General features: G+C 47.7%; 14 protein-coding genes, 1 tRNA gene and 1 pseudogene. 4 read left to right on the forward strand and 12 right to left on the reverse strand.

Annotation, left to right across the window (positions count from 1 at the left end; genetic code table 11):
• A pseudogene (locus RWM02_RS05925) lies at positions 1 to 218 on the forward strand (cytochrome C); the annotation flags it as partial.
• 581 nt (positions 219 to 799) lie between these two features.
• On the opposite strand, the gene ppk2 reads toward RWM02_RS05925, so the two are convergent.
• Positions 800 to 1,609 carry a polyphosphate kinase 2 gene (ppk2, locus tag RWM02_RS05930; protein ID WP_314070053.1) on the reverse strand — a complete coding sequence of 270 codons (810 nt, stop codon included), beginning with the start codon at positions 1,607 to 1,609 and terminating at the stop codon, positions 800 to 802.
• Positions 1,610 to 1,747: 138 nt separating this feature from the next.
• On the opposite strand from ppk2, the gene dsbD reads away from it, so the two are divergent.
• Together dsbD and RWM02_RS05940 are read left to right on the forward strand one after the other, a co-directional pair.
• Positions 1,748 to 3,628 carry a protein-disulfide reductase DsbD gene (dsbD, locus tag RWM02_RS05935; RefSeq protein WP_314070056.1) on the forward strand — a complete coding sequence of 627 codons (1,881 nt, stop codon included), beginning with the start codon at positions 1,748 to 1,750 and terminating at the stop codon, positions 3,626 to 3,628.
• A 91-nt stretch (positions 3,629 to 3,719) separates the two neighbouring features.
• Positions 3,720 to 3,793: transfer RNA gene (locus RWM02_RS05940), tRNA-Gln, on the forward strand.
• A gap of 167 nt (positions 3,794 to 3,960) precedes the next feature.
• Here the strand turns inward: RWM02_RS05940 and RWM02_RS05945 are convergent.
• From RWM02_RS05945 to RWM02_RS05975, 7 genes are all read right to left on the reverse strand, one after another.
• Positions 3,961 to 4,326 (reverse strand): nitrous oxide-stimulated promoter family protein, encoded by a 366-nt coding sequence (locus RWM02_RS05945; RefSeq protein ID WP_314070058.1) that lies wholly within the window; start codon positions 4,324 to 4,326, stop codon positions 3,961 to 3,963.
• A gap of 46 nt (positions 4,327 to 4,372) precedes the next feature.
• The gene (gene kdsB, locus RWM02_RS05950) at positions 4,373 to 5,092 is read right to left on the reverse strand and encodes a 3-deoxy-manno-octulosonate cytidylyltransferase (protein ID WP_314070060.1); all 720 of its coding nucleotides are present in this window, start codon (positions 5,090 to 5,092) and stop codon (positions 4,373 to 4,375) included.
• Positions 5,089 to 6,549, reverse strand: coding sequence for a threonine synthase (gene thrC, locus RWM02_RS05955; protein WP_314070063.1), 1,461 nt, complete (start codon positions 6,547 to 6,549; stop codon positions 5,089 to 5,091). Before thrC ends, kdsB begins: the two co-directional genes overlap by 4 nt.
• A complete protein-coding gene (cutA, locus tag RWM02_RS05960) occupies positions 6,546 to 6,848 on the reverse strand; it encodes a divalent-cation tolerance protein CutA (protein WP_314070066.1) in 303 nt (100 codons plus the stop codon). The genes thrC and cutA overlap by 4 nt, the downstream gene beginning before the upstream one ends.
• A gap of 26 nt (positions 6,849 to 6,874) precedes the next feature.
• The gene (locus tag RWM02_RS05965; protein ID WP_314070068.1) at positions 6,875 to 7,789 is read right to left on the reverse strand and encodes a tetraacyldisaccharide 4'-kinase; all 915 of its coding nucleotides are present in this window, start codon (positions 7,787 to 7,789) and stop codon (positions 6,875 to 6,877) included.
• Positions 7,782 to 8,918: a DegT/DnrJ/EryC1/StrS family aminotransferase gene (locus RWM02_RS05970; protein ID WP_314070071.1), complete on the reverse strand. Its 1,137-nt coding sequence runs from the start codon at positions 8,916 to 8,918 to the stop codon at positions 7,782 to 7,784. The genes RWM02_RS05965 and RWM02_RS05970 overlap by 8 nt, the downstream gene beginning before the upstream one ends.
• 216 nt (positions 8,919 to 9,134) lie before the next feature.
• Complete coding sequence (locus RWM02_RS05975) at positions 9,135 to 9,890, reverse strand: NAD+ synthase (protein WP_314070074.1); 756 nt, start codon at positions 9,888 to 9,890, stop codon at positions 9,135 to 9,137.
• A gap of 118 nt (positions 9,891 to 10,008) precedes the next feature.
• Between RWM02_RS05975 and RWM02_RS05980 the strand changes: the two genes are divergently transcribed.
• Positions 10,009 to 10,632, forward strand: coding sequence for an MBL fold metallo-hydrolase (locus tag RWM02_RS05980; RefSeq protein ID WP_314070077.1), 624 nt, complete (start codon positions 10,009 to 10,011; stop codon positions 10,630 to 10,632).
• A 188-nt stretch (positions 10,633 to 10,820) separates the two neighbouring features.
• Here the strand turns inward: RWM02_RS05980 and RWM02_RS05985 are convergent, their stop codons facing one another.
• From RWM02_RS05985 to RWM02_RS06000, 4 genes are read right to left on the reverse strand one after another with little or no spacing between them, the layout of a single operon-like run.
• Positions 10,821 to 11,357, reverse strand: a complete 537-nt coding sequence (locus RWM02_RS05985; RefSeq protein WP_314070078.1) for a PaaI family thioesterase — start codon at positions 11,355 to 11,357, stop codon at positions 10,821 to 10,823.
• A gap of 11 nt (positions 11,358 to 11,368) precedes the next feature.
• The gene (cmoB, locus tag RWM02_RS05990; RefSeq protein ID WP_314070081.1) at positions 11,369 to 12,274 is read right to left on the reverse strand and encodes a tRNA 5-methoxyuridine(34)/uridine 5-oxyacetic acid(34) synthase CmoB; all 906 of its coding nucleotides are present in this window, start codon (positions 12,272 to 12,274) and stop codon (positions 11,369 to 11,371) included.
• Complete coding sequence (locus tag RWM02_RS05995; RefSeq protein WP_122874065.1) at positions 12,274 to 12,453, reverse strand: hypothetical protein; 180 nt, start codon at positions 12,451 to 12,453, stop codon at positions 12,274 to 12,276. Before RWM02_RS05995 ends, cmoB begins: the two co-directional genes overlap by 1 nt.
• On the reverse strand, positions 12,450 to 12,677 hold the full coding sequence (locus RWM02_RS06000) for a hypothetical protein (RefSeq protein ID WP_002945055.1): 228 nt from the start codon (positions 12,675 to 12,677) through the stop codon (positions 12,450 to 12,452). Before RWM02_RS06000 ends, RWM02_RS05995 begins: the two co-directional genes overlap by 4 nt.
• Positions 12,678 to 12,680: the final 3 nt, after the last annotated feature.

The raw sequence follows: 12,680 nt of genomic DNA on the forward strand, positions 1-12,680 counted from the left end.
ATACCGATAAGCAACTAACCTGCGCTAGCTGTCACGCCGAGGTAGGCCACAGCGGACTAAACAACATGCTAAACTACTGGAAGCCTGAATACAAAATCTACGAAAAGAAAGCCACAATCAAAAAAGAAGAGATAAAGAAGGCTTATTTTGGGGAGGATTATGTAGCACCGAAAGAGGTAAAGGCTGAAGATAAAGCGGATAAAAACGCGACTAAGTAAACTTTCCTAAATTTAATAGCCCGCGTGAATTTGGGCTATTAAAATTTTACTCAAAATCGTACAATTTCAAATTCTCACACCTTTTAAATTATCAAAATCCTCCATTAAATTTCATTACATCATACTCATAGTCTCTGTCGTATCTAGCCTCACGGTATTTTTTCTAAAAGCAAACCTAGGCTCCGTGCTTTACTACGCGGACGCGGCGATAACGGCGACGGCTCAAGCTCTGCTCGTGGGTGCATGGTACGGCGTGGATGATGTGGAGGATGTTTAAATTTGGCTATAAAATGCGCGAGTAACGGCTCTGCGAGGCTTAAATTTGATCTGCCGACGCCGGTAAAATTTGGCAAATTTGAGTTAAAATTAGCCCCGTTCGGCTTTGTTAAATTTGCCATAACCGCTGGCAAATTTATATTTTATAAAACAAGCAAGCGCTGATTTTACCGCCGTTCGTATCAAAAAGGCGCGGGTTTGGCTGCCCGCGTATAAATTTAACGGTCGAGTCAAATTTGACACATTTATGCAAAATCTCGCGAAGCCGTTTGCTGTGCCGTGCGTCAAATTTGACCCGCGACGCCCTATCCGTTCATCTTGGATAGCTTTTCGTTTTTGAGATTTGCCTCCATCTGGCGGATCTCCTCCTCGCCGCTCCTTACGATACCTTTATCGCACTCAAAGTTTTTGGCGTCTATCTTTTTCGGATATTCGACATTTGCTAGGATGTATCTAAAAAGGTTTATGCGAGCCTGCTTTTTGCTATCTGAGACGATGATCGTCCACGGACAAAACGGCGTATTTGAGGCTAGCAGCATCGAGTATTTGGCGATAGTGTATTGATCCCAGAGCTCCTGGCTTTTTTCATCCACGGGGGAGATTTTAAACTGCTTGAGCGGATCTGTGAGGCGCTCTTTGAAGCGCTTTTTTTGCTCCTCTTTTGAAACCGAGAGGTAAAATTTAAAGAAAATGATGCCCGAGTTTTTGATCATCTCTTCAAATTTAGGCACTTCGCGCAAAAACTCCTTGTGTTCCTCCTGTGTGCAAAAGCCCATAACGGGCTCCACGCCAGCGCGGTTGTACCACGAGCGGTCAAAGATCACGATCTCGCCCGCACTCGGTAAATGCGCGACGTAACGCTGGAAATACCACTGCGAGCGCTCGACGTCGCTTGGCTTTTCAAGCGCCACGATGCGGCATCCGCGCGGATTTAGATGCTCGGTTAGGCGCTTTATCGAGCCACCCTTGCCCGCCGCGTCACGCCCCTCGATGATGATGAGTACGCGCAGACCCTGCTCTTTTACGTGATTTTGAAATTTTAAAAGCTCGATTTGCAGCTTTCTAAGCTCGTGCTCGTAGTCGAATTTCACGCTATCCGTGCCGTTTTTACTCACTCTAAACCTCCTTTGGGCATTTTTAAAATGTTACTATCAAATAATTAAAATTTAGCTAAAATACGCCTCTTAATTTAACATTTAACGCTGACTTTATGGGAGCTTGTGTAAAATACGACAAAAATTTCAAGGAATATTATGATTTTTAGGATGATTTTTGCGGCGATTCTGACTTGCTGCGCTATGTTTGCCGAACCGCTTTCGGTCAAAGAAGCCTTCGGTCTCACCGCGCACGCCGACGAACAAAACGTCGAGTTTAGATTCGCCCCGGCGCCAAATATACACGTCTACAAAGATAGCCTAGCAGCGAGCCTAGGCGATAAAATTTTAAACTCGCATCTAAACTTCCCAAAAGGCGAAATTTACGAAGAACGCGAGGTTTATACTGGTAAATTTAGCCTTTTCGTGCCGATAAATTTACTAAAAGGGCTTAGCGGCGGCGAAAATTTCACTCTAAAGTTCGAATACCAAGGCTGCGCCAAAGACGGCATCTGCTACCAACCGCAAGTGCTCAAATTTAGCGTCAAAAAGGGGCTTGGCGGCTACTCCGTCGCGCAGATCATAGAGGCCGCCGAGCCTGATTTTGCAAGCTCGCAAGCCCCGCTCTCCGAGCAAGACTCCATCGCCGCAAGCCTTAGCAGCGCAAATTTCCTCCTCTCGCTCGCCACGTTTTTTGGCTACGGACTGCTACTCTCGCTCACGCCTTGCATCTTTCCGATGATCCCGATCCTATCATCCATCATCGTCTCAAAGCAAGCTAGCAGCGCGCGCGGCGGCAAAGACGGCGCCGTAAATTTAAGCGCGGTAGACGAAAACTCAGTCAAATTTGATAGCAGTAACCCGCACGCTAAAAACGTCAAAAGCAAAAACTCGCGTAATCCGAGCGGCTTTTTCCTCTCTATCGTCTACGTTTTTGCGATGGCCTGCGCCTACGCGGTAGCAGGCGTGGCGGCTAGCGTTTTTGGCTCGGGCGTACAAAGCGCGCTACAAACCCCGGCCGTACTGATCGGCTTTAGCCTCGTTTTCGTCGCGCTCGCGCTTTCGATGTTCGGACTTTACGAGCTTCAGATGCCCCTTGCCATGCAAAACGCGCTTAGCAAAAAAGCTCAAAGCAAGGGCGGCATAATCGGCGTTTTTGTGATGGGATTTTTATCCGCGCTAATCGCTAGCCCATGCGTCGCCGCTCCGCTTGCAGGTGCACTGCTTTACATAGCGCAGAGCGGAAACGCGCTGTTTGGCGGGCTTGCGCTATTTACGATGGGGGTTGGCATGGGCGTGCCGCTACTGCTGATCGGAGCAAGCTCGGGTAAAATTTTGCCGCGGCCGGGCGCTTGGATGGACAAAATCAAGACGCTTTTTGGCTTTATCATGCTGATAATGGCGGTCTGGCTGAGCGCGCGCGTACTAGGCGCTACGGCGGAGCTACTGCTTTACGGCGTTATCGGCGTGTTTGCTAGCGTATTTTTCGGAGCTTTTGATGCGACAAATAGCGAGCAAAGCGGCGGCAAAAAACTACTAAAAGGCGCGGCGCTGCTAGCATTTATCTACTCCGTCTTGCTGATCGCGGGCTCGTTTTCGGGCGCTAAATCGGCGCTAAATCTGCTCGAAGGTTTTAAAAATACAGGCGGCGCAGGCATAAATTTGGGCAAAAACGAACCGAATTTTATCGCCGTCTCAAATTTGACCGAGCTAGAAAATGCGGTAAAAAGCTCGTCTAAACCCGCGCTGATCGATTTTTATGCGACTTGGTGCGCTAGCTGTAACGAGCTTGACGAGATCACTTTTAAAGACGAAGCCGTGCTAAAAAAACTGGAAAATTTCACTCTTTTGCGAGTGGACGTAACGAAAAATAGCAGTGACGACGCACAGATAATGAAAAAATTCGGACTCATCGGACCGCCTGCGATCCTATTTTTTCACGCAGGTAGCCACATGCAAGACGAGCTAAAAAACGCGCGACTCATCGGCTTTTACCCGCCCGAAAAGTTTTTAGCGCATCTTGAAAAATTCGGGCTGTGAAATTTGAGCGGCGATTTTTGCAGTTTTATCCTCAAAATTTGAGATAATTAAAGCTGATTTAAATTTCGCTCGCTATAATTTCGCCTATCGTTACCCTGTAGTTTAGTGGTAGAACTGCTGACTCTGGATCAGCTAACAGAGGTTCGAATCCTTTCAGGGTAACCACTTAATCCCTTTTAAATCCCCAAAATACGGCACTTTTGATGGATTTGTTATACACTTATTGATTTTGCAACGCTCTATTACGCCACTGGTTGGCATAGTTAGGTTATTGCAGCTTTGAAGCTCGGTGCAGTAGAATCGCCTATCAAACTTTAAGCCTCTCGCCGACCCTACTCCGTCGTTTTTGAAAAGGTAAATATCTTTTTAAGTTTTATAAGCCCGAGTTTCACGCCGCTATATCTCATTATCTTTGCCATCTGCGTCCATCTAGGCTTTTCGTAGCACGGATGCGGGCACTTGCGGCAGCTCGGCTTGATATCGTGCGAACAGGCCAAAAGCCGCTCGTGAGCGTAGAAAAACAGCTGCTCGCACTCGGCGCAAAGCTGCGTCTGGACGCTAGTATTTAAATTTTCGCCCTTATAAATTAGCTCCAAATTTATCTCTCGCTTGGGCTCTAGCGCGTGCTTATCGGCGCAGTAAGTCTGCAAAAATTTCGCCAAAGTCGTAACCTGCTCGGTAAATTTCTCATTCGTCATACATTTTTCCTTTGGGCAAATTTACCGAATTTCGGCGCTTGCGGCGTTAATTTACCTCAATTCCGAATTTAGCTCGCGCCCTTTGCAGATCCTCCTCGCAGTCGATACCGATGCTGTCGCTTTGCACTTCGAGCATGAGGATTTTCTCGCCGTTTGATAGAGCGCGCAGTTGCTCGAGCTTTTCGGTATTTTCGAGAGTCGACGGTGCAAATGAGCAAAATCTTTTTAAATTTGCCGCGCCGTAGCCGTAGATGCCCAGATGCGCCTTGTACGCACCAAACTCAGCGCGGTCAAACGGGATACGCGAACGCGAGAAATAAAGCGCGTAACCCGCGTCGTCGGTCACGACCTTAACTAGGTTTTTATCGTCCGCTAGCTCACTGCCGACAAATTTAAAACACGAAAACATAAATGCCCTCTCCGCGTTTTTCTCGCAAAATTCTCTAAATTTGACGATATTTTCAGGCTCGATAAAGGGCTCATCGGCCTGCACGTTTATGATTATTTCATTGTCTTTAACGCCCAGGATGCCCGCTGCTTCGTTGATGCGGTCGGTTCCGCTTTGATGCGCCTGGCTCGTCATCACGGCTTTAAAGCCGAATTTTTGCGCGATCTGCGCCACGCCCTCGTCGTCTGCGGCGATAGCGACCTCACCAGCCGCGCTCACCCTGCGCGCCGTAGCGACGAACATCGGCACGCCGTTTATTTCGCGTAAAATTTTATTAGGCATTCGCGTCGAAGCTAGCCTTGCAGGGATGATAATCATCGCTCGATCCAGGCTAAAATTTTAGCTTCTATTTCGCTCTTTGCGGCGATCTCGTTATGTACGGCGGCTTTTGTAAAAAGCGACTTTATCGCGCTAGGAACTTCGTCGTTAAACTCCGCTGCCAAGGCCTCAAGGCCGTTTTTTTCGTCTTTTAGCGTTTCGTTTTTTAGCGCCTTAAACATGCTTGGAGCAAATTTGACCCAGTGCGCGGTAGAGGTTATCACGGTAGGGCGCGTTAAATTTGCCGCCGCTTTAAAACAAGTAGCCGTATGCGGATCGACGGCGACGCCCTTTGCCGCCCACTCTTTTATGTATTTCTCGCACTCCTCGTCGCTGCAAAAATCAGCGTCAAAGTCCTCTTTTAGCGCGTCTAGCTCGCTATTTGAAAGCTCGTAAAAGCCTTCGCTCGCGAGACTATCCATCAGCTCCTTGGTTCTCACGGCGCCAAATTTATCAAAAAGCAGCCTCTCGACGTTTGATGAAACCAGGATATCCATCGCAGGGCTGATCGTCTTAACCAGGCTTTTGCCGCGCAGATCGTATCGCCCCAGCGTGAAAAACTCGGTCAGGATGTTGTTTGCGTTTGAGACGATTTTGATTTTGCCGATTTTCGCGCCCATTTTTTTAGCGTAGTATGCGCCTAGGGCATTGCCGAAGTTGCCGCTAGGCACGACGATGTCAAACTCGCCCTTTAGCTCGCCCGTTTTGAGTAAATAAACGTAAGCGTAAACGTGATAGATTATCTGAAACAAAATTCGGCCGAAATTTACCGAATTTGCCGCCGAGAGCGAGAGTCCGGCAGCTCTTAGACGCTCTTTAAATTTATCGCTAGCAAGCAGGCTTTTTAGCGCGCGCTGCGCATCGTCGAAGTTACCCTCGATGCCGATTACTTTGAGGTTTGCAGCATCTGCATTTATCATTTGTAAGCGCTGTACCTCGCTCGTGCCGTCTTTTGGGTAGAGGCAGACGACTTTGACGCCCGGCGCGTCCGCGAATGTCTCTAGCGTCGCAGGTCCCGTGTCGCCGCTAGTCGCGCACATTATGAGGTATTTTTTGCCTCTTTTTGCTGCTAGCTCGCTAAGCAGCGCGCCAAACGGCTGTAGCGCCATATCCTTAAACGCGCGCGTAGGCCCGTGATAAAGCTCATTTACGTAGAGGTTTTCGCCGATTTTTCGCACCTGCACGGGATTTTGCGGATCGTCAAATCTCTCATACCGCTTCACCGCCCTCTCAAACATCGCCGCATCAGCGTCAAATTCGAATTTCTCTATGATTTTTAGAGCGATTTGCGCGTAGTTTAAATTTACCGCCTCCGCAAAAAAATTATCATCTAGCCGCGGCAGCTCCGTCGGCGCGTAAAGCCCGCTGTAAGCGGAGCTGGGGCTCAGTAGCGCCTGGCTAAATTCTACGCTTTTTAGGCTCTCGCCCTCGCTTGCTCTAGTTTGAAATAGCTTCATTTGCTTTCCTTTTTTATCCATTTTTTGTATTTTTTGCTAGCTTTATCCGCCTTAAAAGCCACAATCTCTGGCAGATCGTAGTCGTGATGTTTCTTTATAAATTTAGCGACTTTTTTAAATTTAACCGCGGTTTTTACGAGCAAGACACGCTCTTTTTCATCTTTTATCTCACCGTCCCAAAAATAAACGCTATTTGCCTTAAAAACGCTGACGCAAGCGGCAAATTTAGCTTTTACGAGCTTTTTAGCTAGAGTTTTAGCCGAGGCCTTATCGGCGCAAGAAGTTAGTACGAATTTCATTAAAGCGTCCCAAAATTTTTAGCAGATTATAGAATTTTCTCTTTGATAATTCGTTTAAATTTATCCGCCAGCGTCGTTTTTAGCGCGATGACGGAGAGCGGCAGGCCAAATTCATCCATCTTTACGGCGTCTTTTCGCGTGACCAAAAGCGAGGTCGCGCCGTAGCGCTCTAGGATCCCCGCTAGCTCATCGCGCGAAAACGCGTAGTGATCGGGGTAGATCTCGCACCCGGTGCAGAGGCTAAAATAAGGCTCCAGGCGCTGCGGATTTGCGATAGCGGTGACCAAAACCATCTTTGGCGTCGGGTTTAAAATTTCGCTTGTGCGAATAAAATCCTCGCCCTCTTTTACGACGTAGTCAGCTTTGGCGTAAAATTTGCTCGGGTAGCGATACGCGCCGCTAGGTAGGACGAAATCAAAATAAGGCTTTGAGGACGGGCGGATTAGGACGTTAAATTTTTTGATGTGAAATTTGCCGAAGCCGTCATCTAGCAACACGTACTTTGCGCCTAAATTTAGGGCTTCTTTTATCGCGACGTCGCGGTTTTCGCTCACGATGACGTTTGCGTTTTTCACGCTTTTTGCGTACTCCATCGCCTCGTCGCCGCTAACCGTGACGCCCACCAAAATTTCGCCCGAGATTGCGACCTTGACGAGTCCGCTTGAAGCTCTGCCGTAGCCTCGCAAAATGACGACGCCGCGCTCAAATTCGTTTAAGATAGCAATACCAAGCGGCGTCTTTCCGCTGCCGCCTAGAGTTAAATTTCCGATGCTGATAATCGGCAAGCCAAAATCCTTGGCTCGGCTAAATTTAGCCTTTAAAATCACGCCCGCGCAGTAAAGCGCACTCAAGGGCAAAAGCGCTACAGCTAGGCACTTTTGCCATAAATTCGGAGCGTAAAAATACTCCTGCGCAAAGGCGTAAATTTGGCGCTTAAGCACGAGTTCTAGCTATCTCCAGCATAGTCTCACACACGCGGTGCGCCTCCTCGTCGCTAAGCGCATTATAAACCGGAAGCGAAAGCACCTGCTGATACGTCCTTAACGCGTTAGGAAAAGAATTTACCTTAAGCGAATATTTACTTTTATAGTAGCTTAAAAGATGCATAGGCTTATAGTGAAGCGCCGTGTGGATGCCGCGCTCTAGCAGCTCTTTGGCAAACCCGTCTCGATTTTTGTCGATTTTGATGATGTACTGGATATATATGTGATCGCGCTTTTTGATCGGAAGCGAGACGTGCGGGCAGTCTGCTAGCGCCTCGTCGTATAGCGCGGCGATTTGCCTGCGTCGTGCGATAAATTTATCCGTTTTTTCAAACTGAGCCACAGCATACGCAGCGCAAAGCCCGGTGAGGTCATACTTCACGCCGATATCGACGACGTCGTAGACGTAGCCTAGGTTGCCGTCTTTGTCTATGCCGCCTTTTATGATCGCGTGGTTTCGCAGCAACCTAGCGCGCTCGGCGACCGCGTCGTCGTCGGTTAGCATAAAGCCGGCCGTCGCGATCGGGTTAGTTAGCTGTGAATGCACGTTAAAGCAAGAGATGAGCGAGCGACTATCGGAGCCGATTTTAACTCCGTTATAGGTTAAACCGATGGACTTGCCGGCGTCGTCTAGTACCTTTACGTCGTACTCCTGCGCGATAGCGTAAATCTCGTCCATATCCGAGGCCTGTCCCGCGACGTGGTTTACAAATATGCCTTTTAGCTTTTTATGATTGTGCACTTTTAGCGTATTTCGTAGCGACTCGGCGTTCATATTAAAGTCGTCTTCGTTGATGTCGACGAATATCGGCTCGGCGTCAAAGTGCCTGATCGCCTGCGCCACGCTCGGGGTGGAGTTTACCGAGCAGATGATCTTGTCGCCGCGTTTTAGATCCATCGAGCAAAGCGCCAAATGGTGGGCGGCGCTGTTGTTATTTGTAGTGATGGCGTGCCTTACGCCAAAATACTCCGTAAGCTCGGACTCAAGCCTCTCCACGATCGCCAAACCGTGGTCTTTTAGGGCCTCTTTGATGAGCGTGGTTTCGGCCTCGTCGATGGACGGTCGATAAAACGCTATCTCTTCCATTGTGCCTCCTTGTTTTTTATTTTTATCTTACCTTGAATTACGTTTCTTTTTTAAATTTGCTTTTGCGCCGATATTTGGACGGCTTTTATCTATATTTTGCCAAGCTTGCCTCTGCTGCTTTTAGCAAACCTATCGCGACTTTGCCGTCAAATTTCGCCCTTTTCCCACAAAACCTCAGCTAAATTTATTGCCGTAGCAGTAAATTTAGCTCAAATTTTACTCGCCGTCCAAGCTAGCAACGGGCGGCAACGAGAGTTTAAATTTATTCGCTCTCATCCTTGAAAATATAGTCGCGACGAGTTTTGGATCAAATTCTTGCGCCAACTCGTCCTCGCTTTTGCTCTGAGCTAGACGCAAGACCTCATCTAGCCGCTCGTAGCTATAGCCTATGTCGGCCTCGTCGCTTTGCCCTTCCCAAAGGTCGGCGGACGGGGCTTTTGCGATGATTTTTTCATCGATGCCAAGCTCTTTAGCCAGCTCGTAAATTTCAGTCTTAAAGAGCTCGCCGATCGGATTTAGCGCGCACGCCATATCGCCGTAGATCGTGCCGTATCCAAGAAGGCGCTCGCTTTTGTTGCTAGTACCCACGACTAGCGCATTTACCTTTGCCGAATAGTCGTAAAGTAGACACATCCTCGCCCTTGCGCTTAGATTTCCCATGCGCAAATTTGACGGCGGCTCGCCGATTTGCGCGGTAAAGCTATCCAAAATCGGCTGGATTTCGATGATTTTATGCGCTATTTTTAGATCTTCGCAAAGCTTTAGCGCGTCGTTTAAATTTCGCTCGCTCGAGTACTTTGTCGGCATCAAAAGCGCATGCGTTTCAAAGCCCGTACGTGCGCAAAGAGCGGCTACGACGGCAGAGTCTAGACCGCCGCTAACGCCCAAAACAAAGCCCCTGGCGCCGCTTTTTTCGAGGTAACTCGCCAAAAACTCGGTTAGCTTCAGGCTGATCTGCGAATAATTTTTCATAACGATTATCACCGATAAATTTAAATTCCAAAATATTATACAATTTTTTTATAAAATTTAACTTTTAAGCTTAAAAAATATACAATTTATTTTAATTAAATTTTATAAAAGGACAAAGGTGAAAATTTTTTCAAAACCATGCGGAGATTATCAAACTAACTGCTACGTAGTATCCAAAAACGGGCGCGAAATTATTATTGATCCAGGTCAAGATTCATATGACTTTGTCGTAAAAAATTCACACGCGCCGCTCACTATTTTAAACACTCACGGACACTCCGATCACGTTCTTGACAATGTTAGCTTAAAAAATTTTTTTAATATTCCGGTATATATCCATAAAGACGATAATTTCATGCTTCACGAAGACCTTTGGGGCGCCGGACAGCAGCCGATGCATGACGCGATCTGCGTAGGCGGAGTGAAATTTGAGGATGTAAAATTTAACATAGAAGACTTTGAGATCGAGTTTATGCACTTTCCCGGACATACGCCGGGATGCTGTATGGTGCGCGTAGACGACGTTATCTTTAGCGGAGATTTTTTGTTTAGAGGCTCGATCGGACGCTATGATTTTCCGTTTTCAAACGCCGAGGATATGCGCCAAAGCTTGCTAAAATGCAAAAAACTACAGGGAGATTTTATACTGTATCCGGGTCACGGCGAAAAAACGACGCTAAAAGCCGAGCGGGCGAATTTGGACTTTTGGATAGATATGATAAGCAAAGAGATGGGATTTTAGCGGGTCAAATTTGATCTTTTAAAGTTTTAAAATAGCCGCGCCAAATTTTAAAAGACAAATTTGACGGCGGCAAATTTGGCGTTAAATTTATGCAGGTTTTGCCACAATACGGCGCAAAACAAAATTTGAAAGCAAAAGCGGCGCCAAATTTACCGCGCCGCCGGGTATGCTTTTAAATTTGAGCAATTTTACGCGTTTTGCTTCGCCTCTTCTTTGCGTTTTGCTTCGTTTCGTCTTTGCGCGGCTTGTTTTTGCAGGTTGGTTTTGTAAATTTTAAAGATATGATCCTCTAAAATCACGACCTGAAAAGTACCCTCAAACACCTTTATATCGTTTGTTTTGCCCGTCACTCGCACCTCGCGTTTTTTACTCTCGTTAAAGTGCGAGCGCGCGTCGAATTCGATCGCTTCGTTTAGCTTGGTCGGAGCGAAAAAATGTATCTTAGCCCCGATAACGACGCTAAAAGTCTCATTGACCGCCGCCATCGCCGCGTAGCTAGCCGCAGAGAAAACAAACCCGCTGTGTATAAGCCCCTCGCTATCGGCGACCATATCGCCAGTGGCGAAAAAACGCGTTTTAGCGTGATTTGGCTCAAGCTGCGTCACGGCACCGCTTAGGCCGATTTTTATATTCGGCGAGGTTTTTAGCTCGTTGCGAAACGGATTTTCGTCCTCAGGCAACACCACGCTGTCGCTACTGTTGTCGTCGTAGATATTTTCGTCCATTTTTCACCTTTTTATACGCTTAGTTTTAGATAGACCCGTTTTGGCGCGGGATAGCCCTCGACCGTGCGCGCCGGGTCTGCGGGATCTAGAAAATCGCCCAAGCTCTGTCCCAAGATCCACTCCGTTTTTCGCTGTTCGTGCGCGTCCGTCGACTTTGTAGCCAAAATTTGCGCGTCTTTAAAATTTGCCCTCTCGCACCAGTTTAAAAGCGCGCTAATAGTCGGCACGAAGTAGATATTTGGTATCTTTGAGTATGTATTTTTTGGACTCAAGGCAAAATCGCCCTGCATATCAAGATACATCGTGTCCAAAAATAGCTCGCCGCCCGCATTTAGCGCGCCTTTTAGCTCTTTTAGAGTGCGCACCGGATCGCTTCTGTGATAGAGCACGCCAAGACAAAATAGCGCGTCAAATTTGACGCCGTAGTAGGGCAAATGCTCGGCGCCTAGCAGCTCGTACTCTATACTCGAGCGCGCGAACGCATCGATAAATTTAAACTGCAAAAAGCTCATCACGCCCGGATCAAAGCCGATCAGTTTTTTTGGGCGCTGCGTCAACATACGAAAGAGATAGTAGCCGTTGTTGCAGCCGATATCGCCCACGACCTTATCTGCTAGATCCATGTGCGACGCGAGTAGGTTAAATTTAACAAAACTCCTCCATTCGCTGTCTATCAAGATATCGTCTATCTTAAACGGCCCTTTGCGCCACGAGCGTAAATTTAACGCCGTTTGCAGCGTCTCTTTGCGCTGGGCTGGGTTTAAATTTGCGTTTATCTCGACTATATCGTCAAATTTAAGCTCAAATTCGCGTCCCTTAAATTTAGCCGCCAGCTCCTCTATCTCCCGCATCAAAGGCGCGTAGGTTTTGCCCGCCAGCTCCCTAGCCTTCGCCGCTCTAGCCGCTTCTAAGCTCATCACTCCGTCCAGTCGATGATGTTTTTAGGGCACTCTTTGTGATAGACGCCCGTTGCGTCGTAGTACTCCTTGCACTCATTGTAGTACTTCGTCGTCACGCCGCGGTCGTTTAAAAACACGCAACCGCCCAGTATCGCCGCCAGAGCCGATAAAAGTAAAATTTGCGCTAGAGTTTTCATTTGAAAAATTTAGCGTGCTTTTTCTTCATGTATTCGACGACTTCGAGCACCTCGTCCACGCCTTCGGCGCCCGAGTTTTCCAGCGCGTCGTCGATACACTCGATGTAGGTCTCTGCAGCGTCCTCAAGCCTATCTTTTTTCACGCCGGCATAATAAAGCATCGCCTCCAGCATCATCGAAAGCTCGTAACTTAGCTCGTCTACGGTAGGTTCTATTTCTTTCATTTT

Source organism: Campylobacter showae (assembly GCF_963515975.1).
Taxonomy (GTDB): Bacteria; Campylobacterota; Campylobacteria; order Campylobacterales; family Campylobacteraceae; genus Campylobacter_A; species Campylobacter_A showae_F.

What these genes read in the sequence shown, in the direction of transcription:
- cutA (WP_314070066.1), bottom strand. Translation starts at nt 6,848, where the DNA reads ATGAAATTCGTACTAACTTCTTGCGCCGATAAGGCCTCGGCTAAAACT.
- thrC (WP_314070063.1), bottom strand. Translation starts at nt 6,549, where the DNA reads ATGAAGCTATTTCAAACTAGAGCAAGCGAGGGCGAGAGCCTAAAAAGC.
- cmoB (WP_314070081.1), bottom strand. Translation starts at nt 12,274, where the DNA reads ATGAGCTTAGAAGCGGCTAGAGCGGCGAAGGCTAGGGAGCTGGCGGGC.
- kdsB (WP_314070060.1), bottom strand. Translation starts at nt 5,092, where the DNA reads ATGATTATCATCCCTGCAAGGCTAGCTTCGACGCGAATGCCTAATAAA.
- dsbD (WP_314070056.1), top strand. Translation starts at nt 1,748, where the DNA reads ATGATTTTTAGGATGATTTTTGCGGCGATTCTGACTTGCTGCGCTATG.
- RWM02_RS05995 (WP_122874065.1), bottom strand. Translation starts at nt 12,453, where the DNA reads ATGAAAACTCTAGCGCAAATTTTACTTTTATCGGCTCTGGCGGCGATA.
- RWM02_RS05975 (WP_314070074.1), bottom strand. Translation starts at nt 9,890, where the DNA reads ATGAAAAATTATTCGCAGATCAGCCTGAAGCTAACCGAGTTTTTGGCG.
- RWM02_RS05970 (WP_314070071.1), bottom strand. Translation starts at nt 8,918, where the DNA reads ATGGAAGAGATAGCGTTTTATCGACCGTCCATCGACGAGGCCGAAACC.
- RWM02_RS05985 (WP_314070078.1), bottom strand. Translation starts at nt 11,357, where the DNA reads ATGGACGAAAATATCTACGACGACAACAGTAGCGACAGCGTGGTGTTG.
- RWM02_RS05945 (WP_314070058.1), bottom strand. Translation starts at nt 4,326, where the DNA reads ATGACGAATGAGAAATTTACCGAGCAGGTTACGACTTTGGCGAAATTT.
- RWM02_RS06000 (WP_002945055.1), bottom strand. Translation starts at nt 12,677, where the DNA reads ATGAAAGAAATAGAACCTACCGTAGACGAGCTAAGTTACGAGCTTTCG.